The organism is Halococcus morrhuae DSM 1307 (assembly GCF_000336695.1).
In the GTDB taxonomy this organism is placed as follows: Archaea; Halobacteriota; Halobacteria; order Halobacteriales; family Halococcaceae; genus Halococcus; species Halococcus morrhuae.
Genome location: NZ_AOMC01000134.1, coordinates 21,696 through 48,257 on the forward strand (window position 1 = coordinate 21,696; position 26,562 = coordinate 48,257).

A 26,562-nucleotide genomic window follows, 5' to 3' on the forward strand; every position below is an offset into this window, starting at 1 on the left:
GCTCAGACCCAGCCCTGTTCGACGAGTAGTTCGCCGTTCAGAACGCTCGCACCGGCCGCCCCGCGCAGGGTGTTGTGGGCGAGACAGTTGTACTGCACACCATTGGAGGTCTCGCGGAGACCACCGGCCGCGACGCCCATCCCGTCGCCGACCATCCGGTCGAGACGGGGCTGCGGACGATCCGGCTCCTCGAAGACCTCGATGAACTGGTCGGGCGAACTGTGCAGATCGAGCGACGGGGCCTCGCGCATGGCCGTTGCGGCGTCCTCCGCGGTGATCGCCTCGCTGGTTTCGGCCCAGACGTTTTCGAGGTGGCCGTCGAGCGTCGGTACGCGATTGCAGGAGGCGGCGACGTCGGCGTCGTGGTGGTCGAGCTCCGCGCCGTCGAAGTTCCCGAGGAGCTTGCGCGATTCGGTCTCGATCTTCTCCTCCTCGCCGCCGATGTGGGGCAGGACGTTGTCGATGATCTCCATCGAGGTCACGCCCGAATAACCGCCGCCGGAGACCGCCTGAAGCGTGGCGACGTGAGCGGTCTCCAGGCCGAACGTGTCGAGCGCCGCGAGCGTCGGCACCGCGGTGATCGTCGAGCAGTTCGGGTTCTTCACGAGTGCGCCGTCCCAGCCACGCTCGTCGCGCTGGACTTTGAGCAGGTCGAGGTGATCGTGGTTGAGCTCGGGGATCGTCAGGGGTACGTCGTCGGCCATCCGTGCGTTCGAGGAGTTCGACGAGACGACGTAGCCCGCCTCGCAGAGGTCGGGTTCGACGCGCTCGCCGACCGACGAGGGCAGCGACGAGAACAGCAGGTCGATGTCGTCGGGGATCGCCGCGGGGTCGGTCTCGCGGACGTCGAGATCGGCGACGTCGTCGGGGATCGGGGTTTCGATGCGCCACTTCGCGGCATCGCGGTAGGAGCGGCCCGCGCTGTCGTCGCTCGCCGTGAGACAGGCGATTTCGAACTCGGGGTGGGGATCGAGCAGTTGGATCAGTCGCTGTCCGACGGCACCGGTCGCACCGAGAACGCCAACGTGTGTCATTGCTCGGCGTAGGACAATGCCGATGAAAACTGTTCTGGTCGACGCAACGTCCGATTCAGGCGACTGCGCCCTGCTGCTTTCGCGAGACGTAGCCCGCGATGCGGTTGCGAACGCCCTTCGAGTCGACGTTCGTCAGCGCGGTGACGCTCTCCTTGTTGTGCTCGAAATCGGTCGAGAACGCTTCCGGATACTGTTCGAGCAGCAGATTGCCCGTCTTCTTGATGTAGGCCGGTTTGATCGCCATACCATTTCTTCTTCGCCCGGCCTATAAACGACGCGCTCTTGCTTTCATCCGTCCTCGGGGGCCCAGCCAGTGTGTTCGACGATCCGCTCCATCGCCGCGCGCTCGCGCGGACCACCACACGTCTCGACCACCTCGGCGAAGTAATCGAGTCGCTCGCGGAGTTCGTCGGTGTCGTAGGCCGGGACGTCGAGTCGCGACGCCGCGACGGTGGCCTCGATGACCGCGCCGTAGCCACGATTGGTCGTCGGCACGATCCGATCCTCGATAGCGGCCTCGATCGGCGTGAGCTCCCATTCCTCCCACTCCGTATCACCCGATTCGCCCTCGTCCACTGATTCGACCGCGACGCGCGCCCACGCGTTCGCCGCTGGATGGATTGGAGAATCACGTTCCTGAATCGTGAGCGCGCTCTCGGCGAACACCAGCGGATCGTGCAGGAACTGAACGACACCCTCCTCTTCCTCGTGGAAGTTTCGCCACGTCCGCGTGCGACCCCAGGTGCGTGCCGTGACCGGTTCGCCCGCGTGGAGACCGAGCGCCGCGAGATTCCACTTCCCGTTCGGGCCGAGCGTCGCCACCAGGGATTCGGTCACGCCACGAAGCTCGACGGGCCAATCAACCCCTTCCTGCGAATCGGTCATACTGTAAGTCCGTCTTCGAGCGCGATGAACAGTCCGGCAGCGACGAGATCGGCCGTCGTGCCGGGGTTCACTCCAGCGTCGACGAGCTCCTCGGCGAGCGCGTCGGGATCGGCGTCGCCGCGCAGCGCCGCCCGTGCGGCCTCGGTGACTCCGCGGGCGGTCGCCTCGTCGTGGCGCTTTGCGACGAAGGTGTCCGGTTCGCTCGCGAGTGCTTCGAGGAAGGCGCGGGCAGCGCGATCGGGAACGCTCCCCTCGCCACTCGTGATGCGCTCGGCGATCTCGAAGCTTCGCGAGAACCGCGAGACCCACTCGCGGGCCACACCGTCGCGCTCGACGCTCGCGGCGAGCACGTCCTCCAGGGTTAACTCGCGCGCTTCGAGCTCGGGAATCGCGTCCGCACCACGGCGCACGTCGAGCGCTTTCATCTCGTCCGGTGGGTCGCTGATGCCGACATCGACGTGCTCGAAGGCGCGATAGAAGCCGGCGGCGTCCGCGACGGTCGTCTCTCCGACGACCTCGGCCGCGTACTCGGGCGTCAGTTCGCCGGTCCCGCTCGCCCGGACGAGCGGGACGAGGAGGAGTAACGCGCCGAACTGCGTGTTGCCGCCGCGCTGGTCGGCCATTCCGTCGACCGCGCGCTCGAAGGACTCGCCGATCGGCTCGCCTGCAGCGGCCATCCGAAGGCCCTCGCTCGCACCGACCGCGCCAGTCATGAAGTGCTCGAATCGGAGGTCGGGGTATTCGCGATCGCGGTCGACGTTGCCGGGTTTCGGCGTGGCCGTCACTTCGAGCAGTAGTGCCAACTGGGCGTTTTCGGCTGGCGTCCTCATCGACCCGCCCCCGCAGCCGGCTCCGTCTCCGTCTCGAACCAGTCGTCGACCGCTTCGCGCACGCGCTGGAGGATCGCGGGCCGATCGCTCGGGCGACCGATGCTCACCGCGTCCGCACCGTATTCGAGATATTTCCGGGCGGTCTCACCATCGCGCACGCCGTTGTTGGCGATGACGAAGAGTTCGGTCGCGTCCGTGACGTCCTGAACCACGGACTCGGAGTCCATCGCGTCGACGTGGATCACGTCCGCTCCGGCACCGTCGATCCAGCGCGCGGTGTCGGCGAGCGAGACGCCGGGCACCTCCGCCCGGACCTTCACGCTCACCGTTGCCCCCGTGTCGGCGGCGGTCTCGACCTGCTCGCAGAGGCGGTGGGCGTCACGGAGCAGGGTCTCGCCACAGCCGACGGCGCAGAGTTCGTCCTGGCGGCAGTGGGCGTTGAGTTCGAGCATGGCGTCGTGTTCGCGACAGAGCTCGGCGGCCTCACGGATCGGTGCGCGCGACCCGCTGCGGACGTTGACGCCGGCGCGGAGCGGGGCGTCGTCGAGCGCATCGAGTTCACGCTCGATGAACGCCAGTGGGTCGTCGGGGAGGAATTCGTCGCGATCGCGCTCGGTCATCCGTCGGGCGGCCCGTCGCGACGATTCGTCGATGGCGATACCGCCGAGAAACGCCGCGCCGGCGTGGCTCTCGACGTTCCGCGCCCACGCGGCATCGGACTCGCCGCTCAGGCTCGCCAGCGCGAGTCGCGGTTCGAACATCAGGCTGCCTCCACGAGGGCGAGCGCGTCGGCAACCGCTTCCACGACGCGCATCGAATCCTCCCGATCGTCGATGCCGATATCGGTCGTAACCGTCGGGCGTCCCAGCTCGGTGGGATCGCGCTCGTCGACGACGAACGCATCGGCGAAGGGGTACGATTCGGCCATCCCTGCAGTGCTCGCCTCGGTATCCGTCGCTCGCATGAGCTTCGCCGCCGGTCCCGAGAAGAGATCGTCGCCGACGAACGGCGAGACGGCGACCACGGTGGTCTCGGCGAGCGCTGCGGGCACGCCGTCGAGCGCGAGCAGCGGCCCGATGCTCGTCACGGGGTTCGATGGGCCGATGATCACTGGCTCGGCGAGCGCATCGAGCACCTTCGCGGTCGGGTCGGCGCGCTCGGCACCCCGGAACTCGACGTCCTCGACGACTGGCTCGCCACCGTGGGCGACCCAGAACTCCTGGAAGTGCATCACTCCGCCCGGTGTGTGGATCATCGTCGCCACCGGGTCGTCGCTCATCGGCAGCAGCGAAACGTCGAGCGAGAAGGCGTCTGCGAGCCGGTTCGTGGTCTCGGTGAGCGAGTGGCCCTCGGAGAGGAGACTCGTTCGCAGGAGGTGCACAGCTCTATCGCGATCGCCGATGGTCATGAACTCGCCCACGCCCGAAAAGCGCCGCCAGCGCGCGAGTCGCGGGCCGTCGGTCTGGCGCTCGTCGGCGAGATATCGTGGGCCCCCCTCGAAACCCGCCCGCTCGGAGAGATCGCGGAGTTCGTCGTGGGTGGTCGTGCTGTCGCCATCGATGCCCCACCAGCGCTCGCGGTCGAGGACGTCACCGCGCTCGAACAGGACGGTATCGAGATCTGGACAGATCAGCAGTCCGCCGAGTTCGATATCGTCGCCAGTGTTGGCGATCACCGTGAGATCAGCGGGGTCGAAGACCTCCCTGGCTCCGGCCAGCAGTTTCGGCGTGCCGGTGCCCCCGGAGAGAAACGTCACCATACGCCGACTCCACGACGGGCGGAGTAAACGCTTGTGCTCACCGCAGCCGGCGGAATCTGTTGAAAAACAAACCAGCAGCGGTTGGCGCGCGCTTGCGCTCGCGTGCGAACGAAGTGAGCACCGAGCGCAAACACTGCGCGAGGGATGAGCGAGTGAGTGAAACGAACGAGCGAATCGGTTGGGGAGGTATGTGGGCTGTGCGGAGCGTTGTGGCCTCTCATTGTCGTCAGGAGTAGCAGTGGGAATATCGGGACGATGCTATGGAAAATCCATGCTGAGAGAGCCATCAATACGAGCAGGGCCGAAGTTTTTCACCGAACACGTCGAAGACGGAACCAATGAAGACGATCAAGGACAGCGTCCACGACCACATCGAGATCGCCGGCGTCGCGCAGGCCCTGCTCGACACCCCGGCCGTACAGCGCCTGCGCCACGTCCGCCAGCTCGGCACCGTCGATCTCGTCTATCCCTCGGCCAACCACACCCGGTTCGAGCACAGCCTGGGAGTCTATCACCTCGCCGATCGCGCCCTCTCACAGCTCGGCATCGAAGGCGTGCGAGCCGAACGCGTCCGCGCGGCCGCGATCCTCCACGACGTCGGGCACGGGCCCTACAGCCACAACCTGGAAGCATTGATCCACCGTCGGACGGGCAATTACCACGACGACGTGGGCGAACTCCTCGCCACTGGTGAGGTCGCCAACGTTCTCGCCACCCACGACCTCGATCCGGAACGCATCGCGGGCCTCGTAGCCGGCGAGGGCCGTCTCGGCCAACTGGTCTCGGGCGAACTCGACGTCGACCGGATGGACTACCTGGTGCGCGACGCCCTCCACACGGGCGTTCCCTACGGCACGATCGACCACGGCCGGCTCGTCCGCGAGCTCCGCTTTCTCGACGGCGAGCTCGTCCTCGCCGAGGGGAACGTCCAGACGGCCGAGGCGCTGCTGCTCGCCCGCGCGCTGATGAACCCCGTCGTCTACAGCCATCCCGTCGCGCGCATCGGCAAGGCGATGCTCCGGCGAGCGACCGAGCGCCTGCTCGACGACGAGTTGAGCGGGGCAGCACTTCGACAAATGGACGATCACGACCTGCTGGTGACGCTGCGAAACGACGAGCGCACGGAAGCGGACGCCGAACGGCTCGGCCGGCGCGATCTCTATAAGCGGGCAGTCTGGGCCGAGCTCCGCGACACGCCGGACGAACTCGTCGACGCCGATCACACGGCCATCCGCGAGTACGAACGCGAGATCGCCGAGCGCGCCTCGGTCGCCGCCGAGAGCGTGATCCTCGACGTGCCGGCGCGCCCGCGCATGACCGAATCCTCCTCGCGGGTCGTCGTGAGCGGCGAGATCCGCCCGCTCGGCCGGCAGTCGACGCTCGTCGAGGCGCTCAAAACGACTCAGCGCGACCAGTGGCGTTTCGGGATCTACGCACCGGCGGAGGCCACCGAGCAGGTCGGGACGGCGGCCGTCTCGGTGCTCGGGCTCGATATCGACGGTGCGCTCGTCTCGGACGTTCGGGATGGCATCAACACGACGCTCGATGATTTCGCCGCCGAGTGAACTGACCGAAACGGTATCGGCGATGGGAGTGCCTCGACGAGGGCGGACCCGGCTCTCGTCGGTCGGTATTTAACGTGGGCGAGGAACGCTTTTTGCCGGCGCGGTGCACTCGGAGGTATGCCACCACGTCCGAGCACGTTTTCCATCGTCGCGCGCGACCCGGAGCAGGACGCGATCGGCGTCGCCGTCCAGTCGAAGTTCGTCAGCGTCGGTTCGGTGGTTCCCTTCGCCAGCGCCGACGCGGGTGCGATCGCCACCCAGAGCTTCGCGAACGTCGCCTACGGTCCCGACGGGCTGGACCTGCTCCGCGAGGGGAAATCGGCAAGCGAGGTCGTCGAAACCCTCACCGACGGCGACGATCAGGCCCCCGAGCGCCAGATCGGCGTCGTCGGGCGAGACGGCTCGGTCGCGGCGTTCACCGGCGCGGACTGTTTCGAGTTCGCTGGCGACATCCAGGGCGAGAATTATACTGTTCAGGGCAACATCCTCGAAAACCGCGCGACGATCGAGGCGATGGCCGACACGTACGAGTCGACCGCGGGTGGCCTGCCCGAGCGACTCATCGCCGCGCTGCAGGCGGGCAACGAGGCCGGCGGGGACGCCCGCGGCGAGCAGTCGGCGGCGCTCTACATCGTGAAACCCGATGGTGGCTACGACGGGGCCAACGACCGCTGGGTCGACGTCCGCGTCGACGATCACGAGAGCCCGATCGACGAGCTCGAACGGGTCTTCCGCGTCTACGACGTGACGCTACTCGAACGCGAACCGCCCGACACGTTTCGGGAGTTGGACGGGGCCACCGCTGAAGCGGTCACGGAAGCGCTCGTCGAGACGGGATTTTCCGAGGAAGTATCGAGCGGGTTCGGCGAGGACGAACGCGCGGCGCTCGCCGAATTCCGGGGCGCAAACAACTTCGAGAACCACGATCTCGATACGCTGGAGGACGCGCTCGCCCGCGGGTGGGACGACGCGGAGGGCAGCGGCGAGACGCGACTGGTCAACGCGATCTGGCACGGGATCGCCGGGCGCGAGCGTGCCTGACGGGTGAAAGTTCTTGAGGGCGCGCCCCGTCGAGCCGGTATGCGTGACGAGGCGGAGATCCGCGAGCAGTACGAGTTCCTCATCGACGAGCTGGACGACGAGGAGATGAACCACGAGGGCGTCAGACAGATGTTTACCTACTATCGGCGCGCGCTCGGTTGGGCGCTCGAAGAGGAGCACATGTGACGGTCGGCCGATAAGGTTAAGTGTCACAGTCCACAGGATACGAGTGACGCTTCGCTTGGAGGGCCGAAGCGTCAGCGGGGACCAATTCAGGGCGGCGAGCGCCCAACGCGGGCTTTTCTCCCGCGTCGGGCGCTTTCCTTGATTCACGATCGACAGCCGCGGCCCCGGCTCGTCCGGCGGGCGATCAAACGGATGTTTGCAAGATGATAGCAGCGCGAAAATCACCCACGTTGTCCCGGTGCAACCGTTTCGGCAAGCGGACAGTTTCGATATACTTATACGATTCATCCACTTACCAGTAAGAGAGTACGATGCACGACCTGACAGGATTTCAGCGGGACCTTCTGTACGCCATTGTCGGCAAGGAAGAGCCACACGGGCTTGCGATCAAGGACGAACTCGAAGAGTACTACGAGACCGAAATCCATCACGGACGGCTGTATCCGAACCTCGACACGCTGGTCGACAAGGGGCTCGTCGAGAAAGGTCAGATAGACAGACGAACGAACTACTACAAGATCACTCGCCGCGGCCAGCGCGAGATCGATGCCCGTCGTGAGTGGGAAGACCAGTACGTCGATGTCTGAAAATATTGCACTAACCGAAACGAATTAGTTAAGACACCGGCCCGACGGTTTGGTTCATGGACCGGGATACCACAGCACCCCGTGTCAGCGAGCTACCGGGACCGCGCGCCCGCGAATGGGTCGAGCGCCAGCAGGACGTCGCTGCTCCGAGCACCTACGTCTACGAATTCGTCTGGGATCCGACCGCACCCGCCGAGGGACCGTTCTGTACCGATCCCGACGGCAACGTCTTCCTGGATTTCACCTGTCACGTCGGGGCGGCCCCGCTGGGCTACAACAACCCGAAGATCACCGAACCGATGGCCGAGTTCGACCTCGTCGACCCGCTGAAGACCGCGGGTCACGATTTCTACGTGGGGGCTGGTTCACCCGACGATCCCGATTTCCCCGGCCCGGCGGGGCTGATGAAGCGACTCACCGACCTGACGAGCGCGTACGACATGGACAAGGTGTTCCTCTCGAACTCGGGAGCCGAAGCGATCGAGAACGCCATCAAGATCTGCTACGACGGCGGTGGCTCCTACGGCATCACCTTCCAGGGCGCGTTCCACGGTCGGACGCTCGGCGCGCTCTCGCTCAACCGCTCGAAATCGGTCTATCGTCGGGAATATCCCGAGGTTTCGGGCATTCACGACGTGCCGTTCTGCAGTGATCGAACCTGTGAGGCCGGGGACTGTTCGTGTGGCTTTTTCACCGGCGAGGGATCACAGCTCCGCCGAATGCTGAGTGACGAGGGATCGGTCGCGCCCGAGGAGGTCGCCTATCTCGTCATGGAACCGATCCAGGGCGAGGGCGGCTATCGGTTCCCGAGCGACGCTTTCATGCAGGAGATCGCCGACGTCTGCGAGCAGTACGACATCACGCTGATCGCCGACGAGATCCAGGCCGGAATGGGCCGGACGGGTGAATGGTGGGGTGCCGATCACTACCCAATCGAACCCGACGTCATCACGGCCGCGAAGGGGCTCCGCGTCGGGGCGACGATCTCGCGCTCGGATGTCTTCCCCGAGGAGAAGGGTCGTATCTCCTCGACGTGGGGTGCCGGCGACATCATCGCCTCGATGCAGGGCGCGCTCACGATCGACGCGATCCAGGAGTACGATCTGATGGACAACGCCGTCGCGCGCGGCCGCCAGTTCAAGCAACATCTGCGCGACGCCGCCCCCGAATCGGTCGTCGACGTGCGCGGGAAGGGGCTGATGCTCGCCATCGAGTTCGACACCACCGACACCCGTGACGCAGTCCTCGAAAACGCCTTCCAGAGCGGACTGCTCACGCTCGCCTGTGGGAACAAGACGCTCAGGATTCTCCCGCCGCTCGACGTCACTGAGCGCGAGATCGACCTCGGTGCGCGCATGCTGCTCGACGCCATGGAGTGACGCCGCCGCGCGGCGGTGGTGCGGTCCCTGGCGGATGAAGGGCGAGGCACATGGTGTGAGCGTAGCGAACACCGCGACCGAAGGGAGCGTGCCGAGGGCTTCTGCGGTGCTGTGCGGTCGGCGGTCGGTTGTTGCGGTGCTGTGTTGAAGATCGTCCGCGCGAACGCAGTGAGCGCGGTTCACTGCGAGTGAGCGCGTAGCGCGAACGAGCAGAGGTTTTTAGTCCAGGTTTTTGGTCGGGGGTTGAGCGCGAGTGCAACGAGCGCGATGCCCCCGACCAAAAAAGTGGTTGTTAGTGATCGTCCTCGCGCCAGCGGTGTTCGCACTCCGTACAGACGAAGAACCGGGTTTCGGATTCGTCGGCCGAGCGGATCTGTTGCATATACCAGTAGGCTTCGTCGTTGCCACATTCCGAGCAGTGGACTTCGGTGGTGGGAAGCCCCCGGTTCTCGGCGTCGCTGACGTCGATGATTTCGGTCTCCTCTTGACCTTGTGTCGTCGTCATCGCCGCCTCCTTCGCATCGTCGCGCGGTTTGGTGTAGCCACAGTTGTCGCAGACCCACACGCCGTCGTCGGTCTTCATCATCGAGCCGCACTCGTCGCAGAACTCCATACCCGGTAGGTAGGCGTGCGGTCGAAGTTAAACGTCGGGATCGACCGCTGTCGGCCCGATCGGTTATTCGAAGTCGGGTTCGCGGTCCTCGACGAACGCCGTCATGCCCTCACGCTGGTCGTGCGTGCCGAAGAGACCGCTCCAGAGGCGGCGCTCGTAGGTCAGTCCCGCCGAGAGGTGGGATTCGTGGACCTGATTCAGCGACTCCTTGGCTGCCTGGAGGGCGTGTGCGGGCTTCGCCGCGAGCTCGGCGGCCATGTCGGCGACGTGATCGTCGAGAGCGTCGTCGGCGACGACCTCGCTGACGAGACCGATCTCGCGGGCCTCCGCTGCGTCGATGCGCTCGCCGAGGAAGATCAGTCGGCGGGCGCTCTCGTCGCCGATCAGTCGCGAAAGACGCTGCGTACCGCCCCAGCCGGGGACGATGCCCAGATCGATCTCGGTCTGGCCGAGGACGGCGCTCTCGGCAGCGACGCGCAGGTCGGCCGCGAGCGCGAGTTCGCAGCCGCCGCCGAAGGCGTAGCCGTTGACGGCGGCGATCACCGGGGCGGGAAACGTCTCGATCGTGTCGGTGACGCGATGGCCGAGTTCGGCGTACGCCTGCGCTTCGGCCACCGAGAGTTCCGCCATGTAGCCGATGTCCGCGCCCGCGACGAACGCGTCGTCACCGGCACCGGTGAGCACGAGTGCGCGGGCGTCGCGTGCCTCGTCGAGCGCCTCGGAGAGCGCGTCGAGCGTCTCGACGTTCATCGCGTTCAGCGCGTCCGGCCGGTCGATGGTGATGGTCGCTACGCCCTCGTTTCGGTCGAGATCGACGGTCTCCCACGTCATACCGCGACGACGGGCAGCGAGAGTATAATAGCTCGCCTCCGGGTGGCGAGGGAGTTATGCGCGCGGGTCGATACGAGTGATCATGGCGAGCGAGCCCGCGGACGGCGACGTGCACGTCTTCGAGCGTACCTTCACGCACGCGGACGTCGAACAGTTCGGCGAGGTGTCGGGCGACCGGCAGGCGATCCACACCGAGCCCGATTCGGAGGGCCGACTCGTCGTTCAAGGGTTGCTCACGGCGACGCTCCCGACCAAGATCGGGGGCGATCTCGGCGTGCTCGCGCGCTCGATGGAGTTCGAGTTCCTCGAACCGGTCTATACCGGCGAGTCGATCACGTGCGAGGTGACGACCGAGCACGTCGCAGAGCGCGAGGACAGATACGATATCGCCTGTGCGGTCGTCTGCCGCCGTGCGGGCGAGACGGTACTGAACGGTCGATTCGAGGGACTCGTCTGGAAGGCGGGTCAGTAGGCACAAGTACCCCCGTCGGCAACGTGTGGACATGGCAAACGTCGTCTTCGAACTGCTCGGCAATCTCGCCGAGCTGACGAACATCGTGACCGACGTCGCGCTCGGCGACCCGCTCTCGGCAGCACTGATACTGTCGAGCACCCTCATCTGGATCGTCGCGTTCGGGCTGTTCGCCTACCTCGCCATCGGGGGACTGCTCTCGGGGCTCACTCCCGACGGGTTCGGTCGCACACCGCCCCAGCAAGGTCGATAGCGCTCTCGACGTCGGGCCCGAGCGGCGAACCGATCACGATGCTGTCCGCATGTTCCAACACACCCGACAGCCGCTTCTCGACCCTATCCGGCGTGCCGGCCATACAGAACGCGTCGATCATCGGCTCGCTCACGCGCTCGAACGCGGCGTCGAACTCGCCGGCCGAGATCGCCTCGCCGATCGCGTCCGCGCGCTCGCCGTCGAGTCCGTGGCGCTCGACGACGGGCGGTGGCGCACCGGCGGCGATGAACGCCACCGGCGGGCGGGCAGCCTCACGTGCGGCGTCGCCGTCCTCGGCGATGCTCACGCTCGCGTACGCCGTGAAATCGAACTCTCCATACTCGTCGGGTCGCTCGCCGAGACCCTGCTCGACCTGGTCGGCCGCCCACGCGATGTCGTCGGGATGCGATCCGTTGAACAGCAGTCCGTCGGCGTGTTTGGCCGCCATTCGACACATGTGTGGCCCCTCGCCGCCGACGTAGACCGGGATCTCGCCGACCTCGTAGTTCAGGCCGGCGTCGTGTGCGCCGAACGTGCCGTCGTGATCGACGCGCTCGCCCCCCCAGAGATCTTGGGCGACTTTGAACGATTCGAGGACGGACCGGAGCCCGCGGTGCTCGCCGAGATCGAGATTCTCGAGCGTCGAGGGGTCGCCCGGCCCGACACCGAAGACCGCCCGGCCGTCCGAGAGCTCGTCGAGCGTCGCCACGCGCGAAGCGAGCGTCACCGGATGAGTCTCGTAGGGGTTCGTCACGCCCGGGCCGAGCCGGACGTTGTCGGTGCGATCGGCGAGCAGCGAGAGCGCTGCGAAGGGATCGCGGTTGTTGTAGTGATGGCTCGCGAAGATCGTGTCGAATCCCGCTTGAGCGGCGCGCTCGCCGAGATCGACGGTGCGCCGCGTGGGTCGCTCGGGCGTGAGTTCAATGCCCTGCATACGACCACCCCCGGAGCGCCTGGCGGACGAAATCACCCTCGACGGCGCGAAAGAGGTTGTCGCTGCCGTCGAACCCGTCCATGTCGAACCCGTCCACGACGGCGACGGGGTTCCCGCCCGCACCCTCGCCGAGCACGAGGTTCGCCGCCGCCGCGAGTTCGTCCACCACGGACTCGACCGTGACACCGAGTTCGCGGCCGTCGCGGTCGTGTTCGCCGCGCCAGTCGCGACTCGCCGGCAGTCCAGCCCAGCCGATGGCCACGCCGCGTTGGCCGTGTCGGAACGGTCGCCCGCAGGTGTCGGTGACGATCACCGGAACGCCGAGTTCATCGCTGAGCCGGCGCGCGCTCTCGCTCGGCCGTTTCGGCAGGAGGAGGATATCGTTGTCGGGGACGTTCGAGCGGTCGATGCCGGCGTTCACCGAGACGTGCCCGAACCGCGTCTCGGTGAGCAAGAACGGTTCGTCCATCAGGAGCTCGGTGCTCTCCTCCAGGACGGCCTGTGCGAACCGTGGGTCCTTCTCGTCGCCGGAGAGCTCGGCCAGTCGGTCGGCGATCTCGTGTGCGCGCGGGCCGGCCGGGAAGTCGGCGAGATCGCGCGCCCGGCCCTCGGCCTTCGAGACGACGGTGCTCGCCACGCAGACCACGTCGGGAGCGCCGTCGGCCCGCTCGGCGACGAGCGCGGCGAGATCGTCGCCGGCACTGATTTCGGGGAGATCCGTGACGGGTGAGACGTTCATACACGGCAATCGCCGGGTAGCCACTTCCGTACTTCGGGTCGTGCCAATACTGGCGAGCGATCGAATCGGATTCCTCCTCTCCGCACTATCTTGAAACGCCACGAGTAGCTACTGGTGGTATGGACGAACCTCGTGTCGCCTGTTTCCTCCGTGATCGTGGCAAGATACTCTTGATCAGGGATGGCGACGGAATCGACCCGAATATCGATCGGTTGAGCAGCCTCATCAACAACGCTGACGACGATCCTGACGAAGCCGCACACGCGGCGATTCGTGAACGGACAGTAGACGATGCGATCTCGCTCGTCCGTGCTGGCAAGCCATTCACCGTCGAAGTGGGTCAGGAAACACGTTGGCGGATCTATCCATATCTGTTCGACTGTGATTCGTGGGCTGTCGAGACGAACGACGAGACCACCGCCGAGTTCGCGTGGGTCTCGCCGGCCGAAATCCACCATCGCGAGACAGTCCCCGATCTCTGGAAAGCCTACGATCACGTCGCGCCAACGATCAAGACGATACGTGAGGACGGCGATCACGGCTCGACGTGGCTCTCGGTGCGCGCACTGGCGGTGCTCCGGGATCGCGCCAGCGTACTCGCAACGACAGACGGAGACGAGGCGGACGGCTGGGACGACCTCGCGGCGCTCGCACGCGATCTTCGGATGACCCGGCCGAGCATGACTGCCATCGAGAATCGCGTCGATCGAGCGATGGCGGAGGTAAACGCACGGACGCCGACAGCGGTCGAAGAGTCGGCGCGCCAGGGAATTCAGTGGGCGCTCGATGCCGATTCGCGGGCCGCCAGCGAAGCGGCAGCTCGGCTCTCGGGTACCGTCCTGACGCTCTCGCGATCGGGGACGGTGCTGGAGGCGCTTCGTGAGGCGACCGTCGAGCGAGTGATCGTCGCCGAGTCGCGGCCCGCACGCGAGGGTGTCGGCGTCGCCGAAACGCTCGCGAGTGACGATGGCTTTCGGGTGACGCTCGCGGTGGATGCGGCCGCTGCGCACGTCCTCGCCGAGCACGCCGTCGATAGCGTGCTCGTCGGGGCCGACACGATCCTCCCGGACGGGAGCGTCATGAACAAGGTCGGCACGCGTGCGGTCGCCATCGCCGCCGCCCGCGAAGAGGTTCCCGTCCACGCCGTCGCCGCGGGCGACAAGATCGCTACCGACGGCGACGCACGCTTCGAGCCGAGTGATCCCGAGGCCGTCTACGACGGTGACGCCGACATCGAAGTATTGAACCCGACGTTCGACCGCACGCCGGCCGACGTGATCACCGTTGTCACGGAGGACGGAGCGCTCAGCCCGACGATGATCGGTGAGTACGCAGAGCGGTTGGCCGGGCTGGCTGCATGGACCAACTGACGAAGATCACGGTGCGGATCTGGACTCGGATCAGGCGTCTTCGAGATACTGATCGAACCAGACATCGAGCAGGCCGACGAGCACCGTCGCGAAGCCCGTGTGGGCGCTCCAGATGGCCGCCTCGTGATCGACGGCCGGCAGTCCGTCGCCGCCGGTGACGCTGATGAGCACCGTGTCGGCATCGACGACGAGCACGCGCCCGCTCCGCTCGTCGTTGGGCGCATCGGTCGTCGCACGGAACGAGACGTCGTCGCCGAAGCGCTCGCGTACTCGGTCGCCGTCGACGACCGTCACCGCGACGCCACGCTCGCCTGCGGCCGTCAGCGCGTCGGTGACGGCGTCGTCGAACGTCCCTTCCTCGCGCGCGCCGAAGACGACGCGCTCGTCGGCGTCACCGATGAGCGTGACGACCCGATCGTCGATCGTCTCGGTTCCCTGGACCGTCCAGATGTCCTCTTGGGCCTCGCTCTCGTCGGCGCGCTCGCGGCGGGCGGATTCGAGGTAGTCGAACGCGCGATCCTCCTCCCTGTCGAGGCGCTCGCGGAGGCGCGTACGTGCCTCGTCGAGATCGACCGCGCGATACTGGATCGGGTTCGACTGTTGAATATCGACCAGGCCGCGCTCGGCGAGGTCCTCGGCCGCACCGTAGATCTGCGAACGCGGCACCTCGGTCGTCCGATCGACCTCGCGGACGGTGGCGGTGTCGAGACGCTGGAGTGCGATGAACACCTGTGCCTCGTAGCTCGACAGTCCGAGCCGCTTGAGCGCCGCGACCGCCTCGTCGTGATCGCTCACGTCAGCGCCTCCCATGCGACGAACACCGACGGCGTGACGAGCATCGCCGTGAGATAGGCGAAGAAGATCGAGAGCGCGACGACCAGCCCGAACTGGCCGAGGATCGGCGTGATCGCGAGCGCGAGCACGCCGATGCCCGTGGTGGTCGTGAGCATGCTCCCGGTGAGCGCGCCACCGGTCCCCCGCACCGTCTCTTCGAGTGCGGGGAACAGCTCCTCGTCGAGTTCGTGATATTCGTCGATGAACCGATGGACGAAGTGCGCCGAGTAGTCGACGCCGAGGCCGATGGCGATCGAGAGGATCGTCGCCGTCAGCGCGTTGAACGGGATACCGAGCAGTCGCATCGAACCCGCGAGCAGCGCGACAGAGACAACGATCGGCGCGAGGTTCACCAGACCCAACGACGGACGGCCTTCGATGACGTAGTAGACCGCGACGAGGAAGATCGCCGTGACGACCAGCGCGGCGACGAGACTCCGGATCGCCGAGGTCAGGATGGTGCCCGAAACGGCTTCGAGCACGAGCGTCTGGCCCGTGGCGGTCGCCGAGAACCGATACCGATCGGCGAGCGCCCGCGCATCGCGCGTGATCTCGTCGTTCGAGGCGTCGCTCTCGGTCGAATACACCACTTGAGCGCTGCGGTAATCCTCGGTGATGTACTGGAGCGCCTGCGCGCGGAACGGCGAGTCGAGCAGCGCGTCGTAGATCTCGCCGAGGTTGTCGTCGGGCACGCCGTCGTCGTCGGCGTCGTTGCGCGCGACCAGCTGGGCGAACTCGGGCGACTGTGCGGCGTAGTCGCCGATGACGTCGACGATGCTGTCGGCGTCGGCCGACCGGTTGCTCGCGACGAACGCGTCCGGCGGGTCGTCGTTCGCGCGCTGGATGGATTCGAGCGCGTAGTCGTCACGTAACGGTCCCTCGACGTAGATCGTCACCGAACTCCCCTGCGTCGTCGAGAAGCGATCCTCCAGGAAGTTCGTCGTATCGGTGACGGTGTAGGTACCGGGCGCGAACGGTTCGGGCAGGTCCTCGACGTAGCCCGGCAGCTCCTCGGGCGGCAGGAAGTCGTCCTGTGAGAACGAGGTGTCGACACCGGTCGCGTACGCCCCCGAGACGACCGTCAGAACGACCGTCAGTGCAAGTATCACGTAGGGCGCACGCCGTGCCGCGCCGACGCCGACCATCAGTATCCGCCCCAGGATCGAGCCCTCCTCGCCGAGCGGCGAGAGGCCGAACTCCGGGATCCCGTACTCGATGCGGAGCTGGTCGCCCCAGACCTTCGCCGCCGGCAGGAAGATCCCGAAGATCAGGAACGTGAAGACGATGCCGACGGCGGCGATGAGGCCGAACTGCCGGATCGGCCCGAGACCGCTGATGCCGTTGGCGGCAAAGCCCACGACCGTCGTGCCGGTGACGATGAAGAAGGCCACCAGCAGCTGGTCGGTCGCGGTCCGCATCGACTGGCTGATGCCGACGTCCTGGACGCGCTCCTCGCGATAGCGGTTGATCGCGTGGATGCCGAAGTCGATACCGACCGCGAGCAACAGCGGCGGCACGGCAATGAGTAGCTGTGAGAACGGCAGTCCCACGAGCCCGGTGAACCCGAACGTCCAGATGATCGCCATCACGAGCGCGAGCACGCCGAGCAGCAGATCGATCGGGTCGCGATAGGCGAAGACCAGGAAGACGAGGATCAACAGCGACGCCGCAGGGACGACGATGACGAGCGAGTCGAAGATGATGTTCGTGAACTCGTCGGAGATGATACCGCTCCCGAACACACGGATGTCGCTGTCGACGGAGTCGACGATCTCCTGTCCACGCGTCTGGATATCGAGCAGCGGGCTCGATCCACCAGTGCCGGCCGACGACGTCGACACCCCGCCCAGAACGTCGTGCTGGACGGTGCCGATCGTCGCCGAAGCCGACATCGACTGCCGGTCGAAGTCGTTGCTCACAAGTCCCGTGAAGCCGGGGCCGGCGGCGGCCGTCCGGATCGCGCTCTCGATCTCCGACTGCGTCGCGTCTTCGAGCGTGCGGATCTGTGCGTCGACGGTCGTCGCGTTCGGATCGATCGTCTGGGCGACGATGCCCGCGGCGCTCGACGCCGATACCACCCGCTGGCTCTCGTGGTCTTCGAGGCGCTGCTGGGCTTCGAGCATCGCCAGCAGTTCGTCCTTCGCGAGCACGTTCGATCCCGACTGGATGAGCTGCGTGCTCCCGTTGTCCTCTGAAAAGGACGGCGAGAACTCCTGATCGATATCGTCGAGAGCGGCCTGTGCGGGGCTGTCCTCGGTGAACTGGCTCGTCCCGGCGTCCGTCGAGATGTTCGCCAATCCGCCGGCGAAGACGATCGTGAGCAGGACGAACGCGATCACCACCGTCCGCGGCCGCTCGGTGATCCACTCGTCGATTCGGTCGATGTAGCGCTGGTAGTCGACCATCTACGACCGTCGCGACCAGACCCAGCCGATGCCGAACACGACGAGCAGCGCACCGAGCGCCCACATCACCGACAGCGACGAGAGGATGCCGCCGTCTTCGACTTCGACGAGTTCGATCGGCACTTCGTAGGTGTTCGAGAGCTTCGACTCGCCACCCGAATCGTACTGGAAGTCGACCGACAGCGGGTATTCGCCGGCGTTCGCGTCGCCGCCAGCGCTCGCTTCGAAGGCGATCTGCTGGGTCTCGTTCGGTTCCAGCCGAGAGATGTACGCCTCGTCGCTCGCGATCGACAGCGGGTCGTCGACGAACGCCTTCGCATTGACGTTGCTGACCGTGCTCTCACGGTTGTTGGTCACGTTGAGCGTCACCGTGTCGGAGCCACCGACATCGAGGCTCGCGTTCGCCCGCTCGACGATGAACGCGTCGCTCTGTGCCCCGATGTCGACCTGCGTGTCGAGCGTACCGCTCCGGCGCGTGTCGCCGTTCCGGTTGTCGTACTCGACGACGAACGAGAACTGCTGCCCGCCGGGTTCAGCGCTATCGGTCACCTCGACGGGGACCGAGAACGACGTCGATCCGTTCGCCGGCAGGCTACCGAGCGCGACCTCCGTCGACTGCGGTTTGACGTTCTGACTCTGGGAGATCAACTTGATGACCGCGTTCCCCGCGTCCTGCGGGCCGCGGTTCGTGATGGTGCCCGTGACGTTGCCCTCGTCGCCGACGCTGAGCGTGCTGGACGTGTTTCCGAGGGCGAACGACTGCTCGGACTGTGGCGTGATCCCGACCGTGAACGGTCCCGACCGCCCCGGATCGCCGTCGCTGTCCTTGTACGATATCGACGTCTGTAGCGGGTAGCTTCGGGTTTCGGATTGATTGCTCGCGGTCGCGTTGACCGTGACCGTGCGCTGGGCACCCGCGGGCCACTCGCCGATGAACTGCGTGGCGTTGGCCGTCCGCCCGAACAGGATATCGCCGGTCAGCGACTGCAGCGAGACGGTCGCCTCGGAGACGTTCTCGCCCTGATTTTCGAGCGTGACGCTCACGGGTCCCTCGTCGCCGACCTGCACGTCGGACGAGGAGGAGACCACCGCGAAGTCATCGCTTTCGGCATCGATGTCGACCCGTGCGTTGAGCGGCTTGCTCTGGAGCGGGTTTCCATCCGCGTCGTAATACTGGACGACGAACGAGACCTGGCGCGCGCCGGGTTCGGCGGTACTGTTGACGAGCACCGGATACTCGAACGCCTCCGATTCGTCGGGATCGAGCCCGCCGATGACGTACTGTGACTGCCGGGGAATGATGGCGCGACTCCCGTTCGGCGAGAGCGTGATCACCGCGTCGGTGGCCTGTTCGGGCCCATCGTTGGTGATCGTTCCCGAGATCGTGCCCTCCGATCCGGCCGCGAGATCGCCGTCGACGCTACTCAGGGTGAACTCCTGTTCGCTGGCGGGGCTGACGCCGAAGGTCAGCGGCGCGGACTGCGAGGCATTGCCGTCGTCATCGTCGTACGAGACCGTCGCCTGGACGGGGTAGTCGTCCGTGTCAGCTCCCTGCATCGCGCGCGCCGTCACCTCGACCGTTCGCGATTCGCCCTCGTCCCAGTCGCCGACGTACCGACTCGTCTCCGCCGACTGGCCGAAGACCAGATCGCTCGACTGCGACTGGAGGCTGACGACCGCGTCGGTCGCATCCTCGCCGGTGTTCTCGATCGTCACCGAGACGTTGCCCGTCCCGCCGACCGACACGTCGGCGGAGACTCCGGTGACGTTGAACTCGGCGTCCGGCGAGGCACCCGTGGCGCTGCCCGCAGCACCGCCGGCCGCTGCACCGCCTGGCGCACCGTTCGCGCCCGCTGCGCTCGGGGCACCCGCTGCCCCGGCCGCCCCGCTTGGGGCACCCCCGGCTGCTGCACCGCTCGGTGAACCACCCGCACCGCCGGCCGCCGCACGGGGCGCACCGCCAGCGGCCCCGTTCGGCGCGCTACCGGACGGTGCTGCACCCGCTCCGGGCGGTGCTGCACCGGCGGCTGCGCCACCCGGACGGCCCGCGGCCCCATCCGAACCACCGGAAGGCTGTCCGGCACCGGCCGGCGGGGCGCTCGCTCCACCGCTTCTCGACGGCCCGCCGGCACCACCGGATCCACTGGCTGGCGGCGTGGCGCTTCCGGCATCGCCCTGCGGTGCGCCACCCTCGCCAGCACCGCTGGACGGGGATTCGCCCTCACTCGGCGCTTCGCCGCCGTTATCCCCTGATGAAGTTTCTTCATCAGTTGGGGACTGCGTCGGTGATTCGGGTTTCGGGGGAGATTTCTCGCCCGAGTCGCCCGATTCGTCCGTCGTATCCGAAGTTTCGTTGTCGTTCGTGCTCTCGGGGTTTTCCGAGGTTGTCGTGTCCGTTTCGGTCGACGTTTCTGTCTCGGTACTGGTCGATGTCGTCGTATTCTCCGTGGTAGTCGTCGTGGTCGACTCTTCGGAAGAATTCGCCGTGGTTGCCGACGTCTCGTGGGAGCCCTCGTTGTTGGCCGCCATCACCGAGGTCGAACCCGTCCCTGGCGATTCAACGGTTGTGACTTCCGTCGGCTGTTCGACGGTCGTGTTGGATCCGTTGTTCGTGCTCTCGTTCGGCAAGACATCGCCCGTGAGGACGCCGACGACGCTACCCTGGATCGTGAGAAGAACGACGAGAACGGCGGCGAGCGCGGCCCGGTTCATTCACCACTCCTCCGCAGCGACCGCCTGCTCGTCGATTGCGGCCCATCGAGAAGGTCCGTCCCTCCTGTGTGTATTCTCCTACTGACGGCACTCATACTACGTCGATACACACAGCTAACAGTTATACGGCTTTCGGAATCCGCAACGCAGCGAGTGAAACGCGGCGTCAGAACGTCGAGATGTCGCCCTCGATGACGCGTTCGGTCAGCCCGGTGATGTCGGCGAGTTCGCGGTCGACGATCGTGCGGATCTCGTCATCGACGTCGCCGACGGCGATGCCCGCCTCGGTGCTCACGTGGATGTCGGCGACGTGTGGCTGGTCGACGGGGCGGCCGATCTGGCTCAGCAGTCTGACCCGGAGATCGCGGATGCCGGCCACGTCGTCGACGACGCGCTCGGCGATCTCCGTCGAGAGGAGGTTGTAGATCTTGCCGATGTGGTTGACCGGGTTCTTGCCCGAGGTGGCCTCCATACTCATCGAGCGGTTCGGCGTGATGAGCCCGTTCGCGCGGTTGCCCCGCCCGACGGAGCCGTCGTCACCCTGCTCGGCGGAGGTGCCGGTGGTCGTGAGATAGATCGAGCCCGCATCGTAGTCGTCGGCGGTGTTCACGTCGATCGAGACCGCCCGATCGGTGTACTCGCCCGCGAGCTCGGCGACGTATTCGCGGACTTCCTCGACTGCCGCCGCGTACTCCTCGACGTCTCCGATATACGTATCTACCATCGCGGCCGCCACGGTGATGTCGATTGCGTCGCCCTCGCGCTTGCCCATCACCTTCACGTCGGGGCCGAGCTCGGGATGCTCGGCGGCGTACTCGCCGGTGAGTCGTCGTTCGGCGTTCAGGACGATCTCCTCGGTTTCCGAGAGCGGCGCGTGACCCACGCCATAGCTCGTGTCGTTTGCCATCGCCACGCCGCCCTCGCCGAAGACGTCACGGAGGTCGCCGCTGCCCTCGCCGAGTTTGACGTCGATCACGATGTCGGTGCCGACGTCGAGTTCGGGGACGTGCGCTTCGAGATACTGGCGGGCCGCCCGGAGCGCGATCGGTTCGGTGGGGATCGTCGTCCCTTCGTACTCGCTGGTCGCGCGCCCGACGATGAGCAGGTAGATCGGTTCGACGACCTCGCCGCCGCCGAAGGCGGGGGCTGCGCTGCCGGCGACCAGCTGGGTCTCGTCGGTGTTGTAGTGGAGGATCCGTCCGACGCGATCGAGATAGGCCGCCGCGAGCGCCCGCGAGACGCTCTCGGCGATGCCGTCACACAGCGAGTCGGGATGGCCGATCCCCTTTCGCTCGACGATCTCGACCGGTTCGTCCTCGGCGGCCGGCCGATCGAGCGCCGCCACGCGGATGTTGCGTTCGGTCATGCCGTGGGTTCGCCGCCGCCCGGCCTATAACTTGCGGAAACCTTCGCGCGCCCGGAGATAACCAGTAGTTATTCGTTCGGCGGTCGGTCGTCCGTTTCGGCCGCGGACAGCAGTTCGAGATAGGAGGTCCGGATCTGCTCTCCCGGATCGCAGTCGAGCGCCGCCAAGAGGTCGCGCACGCCATCGCGCACGCGTTCGATCTCGTCTTCGGTTTCGGCCTCACCCTCGACCTCGACGAACGTGCCGAGCCCCGCCACCGAATCGAGCGCGACGGTGTAGTCCCGACAGCGAAATTTCTCGCGGGTCTTCTCGACGGTCGCGGCGGGAGTGAACCCGAGCGCGTCGAGGACGTTCGCCATCTCCTCGGCGCTTCCGATCGCCGTCTCGTGTTCGGCACGGGTCTTCGATTGGTCATCGACGAGCGGCCCCTTGTAGGTGAGTTGCGCTCCATCGTCCTCGCGGCGAATCCTGAGCGCCTCGTCGGTCTCGGGAAAGCTCCGATGTGGCGCGTCGTAGTACGTATCGACCTGCTTGACGGTGCCCACGGCGTCGGCATCGAGCGCCGATAGCCGCTCGCGGACCGGTTCGTGGGGGCTGGCGACCTTGCACTCGACTTCGTACACGGGGGCCGTTCGTCCGGGACGGAAACTACTCTTCGGCTTTCCAGTGGAGGTCGATGCTGATCGACTCGCGTTTGTCACCGAGCATCGGCTCCCGCTCACTCACCTCGATCTCGTACTCGACGGTGTCGCGCGGCGTGAGTGCGACCGACTTGTTGCCGGCGAGGACCGTCATCTCGGCGTCCCCGCGCAGCTCGTTCGCGAGCGATTCGAGCGCTTCGGCGGCCTCGTCGCGCGAGAGGGACTGACTCGCTTCGGTCGTGTCTGCCATACTCGACAGAGGACGTTCCGGTTCCTAAACCTGTCCCCTGCACGAACGGCGACGGCGTCGCTCGCTTGTAAGGCATGAGCAGCGCGATCCGTCGTCTGCAGGCGAACGTGAAGCAACGTTCTTAAACGTCGAACGGGAGTTGGGGAGGTATGAGCGACGAAGCAAGCGAACAGTCCGCATCGGACGCCGACGAGGAAGCCGCAAGCGGGATTCAGGAGGGTGATTTCGTCCGTCTCGCCTACACTGCCCGGTCGGTCGAGAACGACCAGCTCGTCGATACGACCGACGAGGAGGTCGCCGAGGAGGAGGGCGTCGACGACCAGCAACAGAGCTTCGAGCCGCGCGTCATCGCGGTCGGCGCGGGCCATCTCTTCGACACCGTCGAGGAGGATTTCACCGGCGGTGAAGCCGGCGATTCGGGCACCGTGACCGTCCCTGCCGACGAGGCCTTCGGCGAGTACGACGAGGACGAGGTTCGGACCGTGAGCGCCGACCGCATCCCCGAGGACGACCGCTATCCGGGCGGCCACGTCGACATCGACGGCGAGCACGGCCACGTCGAGACGATCATCGGCGGGCGCGCACGCGTGGACTTCAACCACCCGCTCGCCGGCCAGGACGTCGAGTACGACTACGAGGTGCTCGACACGGTCGACGACCGCCTCGAACAGGCCGACGGGATGCTCGGCATGTACTTCGACGCCGACTTCGACATGCGGATCGAGACCGACGAGGTCGAAGAAGAGCAGATGGTCGAGCCCGACGAGGACGAAGACGACGAGGAGAGCGAACCCGAGTTCGAGACCGAAATCGTCGAGAAGGAGACGCTCTACATCGAGCAGTCGCCCCAGCTCCAGTTTGACCAGCAGTGGATGATGGGCAAACAGCAGATCCTGGGCGATCTCATCGACCGGCTCGATCTCGACCGTGTGGTCGTCGAGGAGGTCATCGACGGCACTGGCGGGATGATGGGCGGCATGGGTGGCATGATGGGCGGTATGGGTGGCGGCGGTGGCGAGGCCGACCTGGATGCCATCGAAGAAGAGCTCGAGGATGCCGACGTGGACGTCGACGACATCACCGACGAACTCGACGAGGAATAACGACCCCACACCGGACCTTAAACGCGCTCGTACTGCCGATAGCCCCAGTCGCCGAGGTAGACGAGTCCGCCGAGAACGAGCAGCGCGACGACGAAACCGAATCCATTGATGACGGTCCCCGCGATGCCCGCGAGAACGATGACGACGCCGAACGCGACCGGGTAGAGCGGATGTTCGCGGATCGTATCGACCGCCGCCAGCACGAGCAACAGCCCGCTGAGAAAGCCGACGACGGCGAAGACGGGGTTGCCGAAGTCGCTGAGCGCGACCGTGACGACCAGCCCGACGAGCACGATCTGGGCGGCGAGGCGTCGGAGGTCGAACGCCGGCTCTGCGGTTGCCATTGCGGGCGCTGTCGGCCGGCCGTCGCATAAACGCTCCGCCGGAGACAGCCGCCGTCTCATTACGCGATATCGCGACTGGTGTCGACGGCGACCCGATCGGTCAGGGTGAGTTTGAGCGTCTCGGTGAGTGCACGCCCGCCGCGGAACTTCGGCACCGCGAGGCGGTTCTCGACCGTCGCGCCGGTCGTGTCGGTCGTGAGCCGGAAGATTACGTCCGCCAAGTGTTCGGTACTGTCGCGCAGGGGCGAGACGTCACGCCCGTCGAGGCAGTGCAACACGGCGAGGCTTCCAGTGTTGTTGAGGCGTCGACGCAGACCGGCCATGAACTCCAGAAACGCCGGGCGCTCGGCGCGCTCGATCGCCGAGTGTGAGTCGACGACGACCGTCGAACGCTCGGGGAGGTCGTCGAGGACGGTGAGCGCTTCGTCGATCGGCTCGTCAGAATCGACCGCCTGGATCGTCGGTTCGCCGGTATCCACGTTCGTTCGTTCGATATTCGCCGAGACGACCGCTGCGGGTCGCTCGAACGTGAGATAGAGTGTTTCGCGCGGCACCACGAACTCGGCGAGCAGGAGTTCGGCCTGGCTCGCCGGCGGGGCCGAAAGGGCGACGATGCTCCCCGCTGGAACCCCACCCCCGAGTCGGTTGTCGAGAACGTCGATGCCGGTCGGCAGGCGCGTTGACATTGGATTATCTTTCTGATGAGGCTGGATAAAGCTTGCCGGCGGACGGGGCGTGTCGGGGGATTCAAGACGAGTCGGTGCCCGGCTGTATGCAGTGACCCACGACCACGTCATCAGCGCCAAGAGCCTCTCACGGGCGGACATCGAGACGGTGCTCGATCGCGCGGCCGAGATCGATCGATCTCCGCCGGACCGGGATCGCCACGCCGACGATCTGCTCGCGCTCTGTTTTTTCGAGCCGAGCACGCGCACGCACATGAGTTTCGAGACGGCGATCAAGCGCTTGGGTGGGGATGCACTCGACATGGGGCCGGTCGAGTCCTCCAGCGCGACCAAAGGTGAGAGCCTCGCCGACACCGTGCGCGTCGTCGAGGGCTACGCCGACGCGCTCGTGCTGCGCCACCCCAGCGAGGGCGCGGCGCAGATGGCGAGCGAGTTCGTCGACATCCCGTTGATCAACGCGGGCGATGGGGCCGGCCAGCATCCGACCCAGACGCTGCTCGATCTCTACACGATGCGCGAGGCGGCCGGCGATCTCGCCGATCTGACGGTGGGCATCATGGGCGATCTGAAATACGGGCGAACCGTCCACTCGCTGGCCTACGCGCTCACGAAGTTCGACGCCCGCCAGCATTTCGTCAGTCCCGAGAGCCTCAGCCTCCCCCGGAGCGTCCGCTACGATCTCCACGAGTCGGGCGCGCGGCTCAAGGAACACACCGATCTCGACGCCGTCATAGAGGAACTCGACGTCCTCTACGTCACTCGCATCCAGCGCGAGCGCTTCCCCGACGAGAACGAGTACCGACAGATCGCCGGCGAGTACCGCATCGACGCCGCAACACTTGAGGACGCGCGCGAGGAGTGCGTGGTGATGCACCCCCTACCCCGAGTGGACGAGATCGCCCCCGACGTCGACGCGACGCAGCACGCACACTACTTCGAGCAGGCGCACAACGCGGTTCCCGTACGGATGGCGTTGCTCGATCTGCTGCTCTCGGAGGACGACCGATGAACGAGCGCGACGAGAGTGAGGATACCGGTGACGGGGAGAGCAGCGAGGAGTCGGCACACGAACTCCGGATCAGCAAGATCCGCAACGGCACCGTCATCGATCACATCGCGGGCGGGCACGCGCCGGACGTGCTCGCCATTCTCGGCATCGACAGCGCCACCGACGAGGTCGTCAGCGTCGGAATGAACGTTCCTTCGGACAGGCTCGGCTACAAGGACGTGGTGAAGATCGAGGGGCGCGAACTCAGTCAGGACGAAGTCGAGGTCATCTCGTTGGTCGCGCCCGCGGCCTCGATCAACATCATCCGCGAGTACGACGTGATCGAGAAGAATCGCGTCGAACGGCCGTCGACCGTCGAGGGCGTGCTCTCGTGTCCGAACCGCAACTGCATCACCACCGCGGACGAACCGGTCGCCACCCGCTTCGAGGTGCTCGACGACGGCGTGCGCTGTCTGTACTGTGGCACCATCATCCGCCGACGCCTGACCGACCACATCGACGTCTGAAGGGTAGCTTTTCTGCCGGCGGCTGGCGCACGCTTGCAGCCGCCGGCCGAAGGCCGAAACCCATCCATGACTGGTGGATGGTATGGCGGATCCCGGCGCACGCTTCGGGTTCGACTTCGTGACGACGCTCGTCGGCTCCGGGCTCACCCTGCTGGTGTCGGCGGGCATCCTGCGCTACGGCAGCCGGTTCCAGTGGACGACGACCGAACTATACGCCATCGGCGGCGG

At 66.3% G+C, this 26,562-nt stretch carries 29 protein-coding genes; 11 read left to right on the forward strand and 18 right to left on the reverse strand.

Going from position 1 to position 26,562, the window contains the following annotated elements:
- Nucleotides 1-2: 2 nt before the first annotated feature.
- Genes asd through cofD form a run of 6 tightly spaced genes read right to left on the reverse strand, consistent with a single transcriptional unit; the run spans nucleotide 3 to nucleotide 4,508 of the window.
- On the reverse strand, nucleotides 3-1,034 hold the full coding sequence (gene asd / locus C448_RS10950; protein WP_004054783.1) for an aspartate-semialdehyde dehydrogenase: 1,032 nt from the start codon (nucleotides 1,032-1,034) through the stop codon (nucleotides 3-5).
- A 55-nt stretch (nucleotides 1,035-1,089) separates the two neighbouring features.
- The gene (locus C448_RS10955) at nucleotides 1,090-1,278 is read right to left on the reverse strand and encodes a 30S ribosomal protein S17e (protein ID WP_004054784.1); all 189 of its coding nucleotides are present in this window, start codon (nucleotides 1,276-1,278) and stop codon (nucleotides 1,090-1,092) included.
- A gap of 44 nt (nucleotides 1,279-1,322) precedes the next feature.
- Complete coding sequence (locus C448_RS10960; RefSeq protein ID WP_004054787.1) at nucleotides 1,323-1,919, reverse strand: DUF447 domain-containing protein; 597 nt, start codon at nucleotides 1,917-1,919, stop codon at nucleotides 1,323-1,325.
- A complete protein-coding gene (locus C448_RS10965) occupies nucleotides 1,916-2,749 on the reverse strand; it encodes a triphosphoribosyl-dephospho-CoA synthase (protein ID WP_004054789.1) in 834 nt (277 codons plus the stop codon). Before C448_RS10965 ends, C448_RS10960 begins: the two co-directional genes overlap by 4 nt.
- Complete coding sequence (locus tag C448_RS10970) at nucleotides 2,746-3,510, reverse strand: tRNA-dihydrouridine synthase (RefSeq protein ID WP_004054792.1); 765 nt, start codon at nucleotides 3,508-3,510, stop codon at nucleotides 2,746-2,748. Before C448_RS10970 ends, C448_RS10965 begins: the two co-directional genes overlap by 4 nt.
- Nucleotides 3,510-4,508 (reverse strand): 2-phospho-L-lactate transferase, encoded by a 999-nt coding sequence (cofD, locus tag C448_RS10975; RefSeq protein ID WP_004054794.1) that lies wholly within the window; start codon nucleotides 4,506-4,508, stop codon nucleotides 3,510-3,512. The genes C448_RS10970 and cofD overlap by 1 nt, the downstream gene beginning before the upstream one ends.
- A 338-nt stretch (nucleotides 4,509-4,846) precedes the next feature.
- Between cofD and C448_RS10980 the strand changes: the two genes are divergently transcribed.
- The 5 genes from C448_RS10980 to C448_RS10995 all read left to right on the forward strand — a co-directional run bounded on the left by C448_RS10980 (nucleotide 4,847) and on the right by C448_RS10995 (nucleotide 9,266).
- Nucleotides 4,847-6,073 carry an HD domain-containing protein gene (locus C448_RS10980; RefSeq protein ID WP_004054795.1) on the forward strand — a complete coding sequence of 409 codons (1,227 nt, stop codon included), beginning with the start codon at nucleotides 4,847-4,849 and terminating at the stop codon, nucleotides 6,071-6,073.
- Nucleotides 6,074-6,190: 117 nt separating this feature from the next.
- Nucleotides 6,191-7,114, forward strand: coding sequence for a DUF1028 domain-containing protein (locus tag C448_RS10985; RefSeq protein WP_004054797.1), 924 nt, complete (start codon nucleotides 6,191-6,193; stop codon nucleotides 7,112-7,114).
- Nucleotides 7,115-7,153: 39 nt separating this feature from the next.
- Nucleotides 7,154-7,300 carry a hypothetical protein gene (locus C448_RS16335; RefSeq protein WP_004054799.1) on the forward strand — a complete coding sequence of 49 codons (147 nt, stop codon included), beginning with the start codon at nucleotides 7,154-7,156 and terminating at the stop codon, nucleotides 7,298-7,300.
- Between the two features lie 311 nt (nucleotides 7,301-7,611).
- Nucleotides 7,612-7,887 (forward strand): PadR family transcriptional regulator, encoded by a 276-nt coding sequence (locus tag C448_RS10990; RefSeq protein ID WP_004054801.1) that lies wholly within the window; start codon nucleotides 7,612-7,614, stop codon nucleotides 7,885-7,887.
- A 56-nt stretch (nucleotides 7,888-7,943) separates the two neighbouring features.
- Nucleotides 7,944-9,266 carry an aminotransferase class III-fold pyridoxal phosphate-dependent enzyme gene (locus C448_RS10995; protein ID WP_004054804.1) on the forward strand — a complete coding sequence of 441 codons (1,323 nt, stop codon included), beginning with the start codon at nucleotides 7,944-7,946 and terminating at the stop codon, nucleotides 9,264-9,266.
- A gap of 292 nt (nucleotides 9,267-9,558) precedes the next feature.
- Here the strand turns inward: C448_RS10995 and C448_RS11000 are convergent, their stop codons facing one another.
- Both C448_RS11000 and C448_RS11005 read right to left on the reverse strand, forming a co-directional pair.
- On the reverse strand, nucleotides 9,559-9,879 hold the full coding sequence (locus C448_RS11000; protein WP_004054806.1) for a transcription factor S: 321 nt from the start codon (nucleotides 9,877-9,879) through the stop codon (nucleotides 9,559-9,561).
- A 63-nt stretch (nucleotides 9,880-9,942) separates the two neighbouring features.
- On the reverse strand, nucleotides 9,943-10,710 hold the full coding sequence (locus tag C448_RS11005) for an enoyl-CoA hydratase/isomerase family protein (RefSeq protein WP_004054808.1): 768 nt from the start codon (nucleotides 10,708-10,710) through the stop codon (nucleotides 9,943-9,945).
- Nucleotides 10,711-10,792: 82 nt separating this feature from the next.
- On the opposite strand from C448_RS11005, the gene C448_RS11010 reads away from it, so the two are divergent.
- Together C448_RS11010 and C448_RS11015 are read left to right on the forward strand one after the other, a co-directional pair.
- A complete protein-coding gene (locus tag C448_RS11010) occupies nucleotides 10,793-11,182 on the forward strand; it encodes a MaoC/PaaZ C-terminal domain-containing protein (RefSeq protein WP_004054810.1) in 390 nt (129 codons plus the stop codon).
- 31 nt (nucleotides 11,183-11,213) lie between these two features.
- Entirely contained in the window at nucleotides 11,214-11,435 is a 222-nt protein-coding gene (locus C448_RS11015; RefSeq protein WP_004054811.1) for a hypothetical protein, read from the forward strand.
- On the opposite strand, the gene C448_RS11020 is transcribed toward C448_RS11015, so the two are convergent.
- Both C448_RS11020 and C448_RS11025 read right to left on the reverse strand, forming a co-directional pair.
- Nucleotides 11,389-12,369 (reverse strand): 5,10-methylenetetrahydromethanopterin reductase, encoded by a 981-nt coding sequence (locus tag C448_RS11020; RefSeq protein WP_004054813.1) that lies wholly within the window; start codon nucleotides 12,367-12,369, stop codon nucleotides 11,389-11,391. The two genes, C448_RS11015 and C448_RS11020, sit on opposite strands and share 47 nt — an antisense overlap.
- Entirely contained in the window at nucleotides 12,356-13,108 is a 753-nt protein-coding gene (locus tag C448_RS11025) for a coenzyme F420-0:L-glutamate ligase (RefSeq protein WP_004054815.1), read from the reverse strand. Before C448_RS11025 ends, C448_RS11020 begins: the two co-directional genes overlap by 14 nt.
- A 119-nt stretch (nucleotides 13,109-13,227) precedes the next feature.
- Here C448_RS11025 and C448_RS11030 point away from each other — a divergent pair, with 119 nt between their 5' ends.
- Nucleotides 13,228-14,478, forward strand: a complete 1,251-nt coding sequence (locus C448_RS11030; protein ID WP_004054817.1) for an initiation factor 2B related protein — start codon at nucleotides 13,228-13,230, stop codon at nucleotides 14,476-14,478.
- A 30-nt stretch (nucleotides 14,479-14,508) separates the two neighbouring features.
- Here C448_RS11030 and C448_RS11035 read toward each other — a convergent pair whose 3' ends face one another.
- From C448_RS11035 to C448_RS11060, 6 genes are all read right to left on the reverse strand, one after another.
- On the reverse strand, nucleotides 14,509-15,273 hold the full coding sequence (locus C448_RS11035; RefSeq protein WP_193363134.1) for a TrmB family transcriptional regulator: 765 nt from the start codon (nucleotides 15,271-15,273) through the stop codon (nucleotides 14,509-14,511).
- Nucleotides 15,270-17,717: an efflux RND transporter permease subunit gene (locus C448_RS11040; RefSeq protein ID WP_004054822.1), complete on the reverse strand. Its 2,448-nt coding sequence runs from the start codon at nucleotides 17,715-17,717 to the stop codon at nucleotides 15,270-15,272. Before C448_RS11040 ends, C448_RS11035 begins: the two co-directional genes overlap by 4 nt.
- The gene (locus C448_RS11045) at nucleotides 17,718-20,429 is read right to left on the reverse strand and encodes a hypothetical protein (protein WP_004054824.1); all 2,712 of its coding nucleotides are present in this window, start codon (nucleotides 20,427-20,429) and stop codon (nucleotides 17,718-17,720) included.
- Between the two features lie 166 nt (nucleotides 20,430-20,595).
- On the reverse strand, nucleotides 20,596-21,795 hold the full coding sequence (locus C448_RS11050; protein ID WP_004054826.1) for a methionine adenosyltransferase: 1,200 nt from the start codon (nucleotides 21,793-21,795) through the stop codon (nucleotides 20,596-20,598).
- A 68-nt stretch (nucleotides 21,796-21,863) separates the two neighbouring features.
- Complete coding sequence (cyaB, locus tag C448_RS11055) at nucleotides 21,864-22,418, reverse strand: class IV adenylate cyclase (RefSeq protein ID WP_004054827.1); 555 nt, start codon at nucleotides 22,416-22,418, stop codon at nucleotides 21,864-21,866.
- A gap of 25 nt (nucleotides 22,419-22,443) precedes the next feature.
- On the reverse strand, nucleotides 22,444-22,686 hold the full coding sequence (locus C448_RS11060) for an amphi-Trp domain-containing protein (protein ID WP_004054829.1): 243 nt from the start codon (nucleotides 22,684-22,686) through the stop codon (nucleotides 22,444-22,446).
- 149 nt (nucleotides 22,687-22,835) lie between these two features.
- On the opposite strand from C448_RS11060, the gene C448_RS11065 reads away from it, so the two are divergent.
- Complete coding sequence (locus C448_RS11065; protein WP_004054831.1) at nucleotides 22,836-23,789, forward strand: FKBP-type peptidyl-prolyl cis-trans isomerase; 954 nt, start codon at nucleotides 22,836-22,838, stop codon at nucleotides 23,787-23,789.
- A gap of 17 nt (nucleotides 23,790-23,806) precedes the next feature.
- Here the strand turns inward: C448_RS11065 and C448_RS11070 are convergent, their stop codons facing one another.
- Nucleotides 23,807-24,133, reverse strand: a complete 327-nt coding sequence (locus C448_RS11070) for a hypothetical protein (RefSeq protein WP_004054833.1) — start codon at nucleotides 24,131-24,133, stop codon at nucleotides 23,807-23,809.
- Between the two features lie 59 nt (nucleotides 24,134-24,192).
- The gene (locus C448_RS11075) at nucleotides 24,193-24,819 is read right to left on the reverse strand and encodes an RAD55 family ATPase (RefSeq protein ID WP_004054835.1); all 627 of its coding nucleotides are present in this window, start codon (nucleotides 24,817-24,819) and stop codon (nucleotides 24,193-24,195) included.
- A 91-nt stretch (nucleotides 24,820-24,910) separates the two neighbouring features.
- Here C448_RS11075 and pyrB point away from each other — a divergent pair, with 91 nt between their 5' ends.
- Together pyrB and pyrI are read left to right on the forward strand one after the other, a co-directional pair.
- Entirely contained in the window at nucleotides 24,911-25,828 is a 918-nt protein-coding gene (gene pyrB / locus C448_RS11080) for an aspartate carbamoyltransferase (RefSeq protein ID WP_004054837.1), read from the forward strand.
- Nucleotides 25,825-26,334, forward strand: coding sequence for an aspartate carbamoyltransferase regulatory subunit (gene pyrI, locus C448_RS11085; RefSeq protein WP_004054839.1), 510 nt, complete (start codon nucleotides 25,825-25,827; stop codon nucleotides 26,332-26,334). Before pyrB ends, pyrI begins: the two co-directional genes overlap by 4 nt.
- The last annotated feature ends 228 nt before the right edge of the window (nucleotides 26,335-26,562 follow it).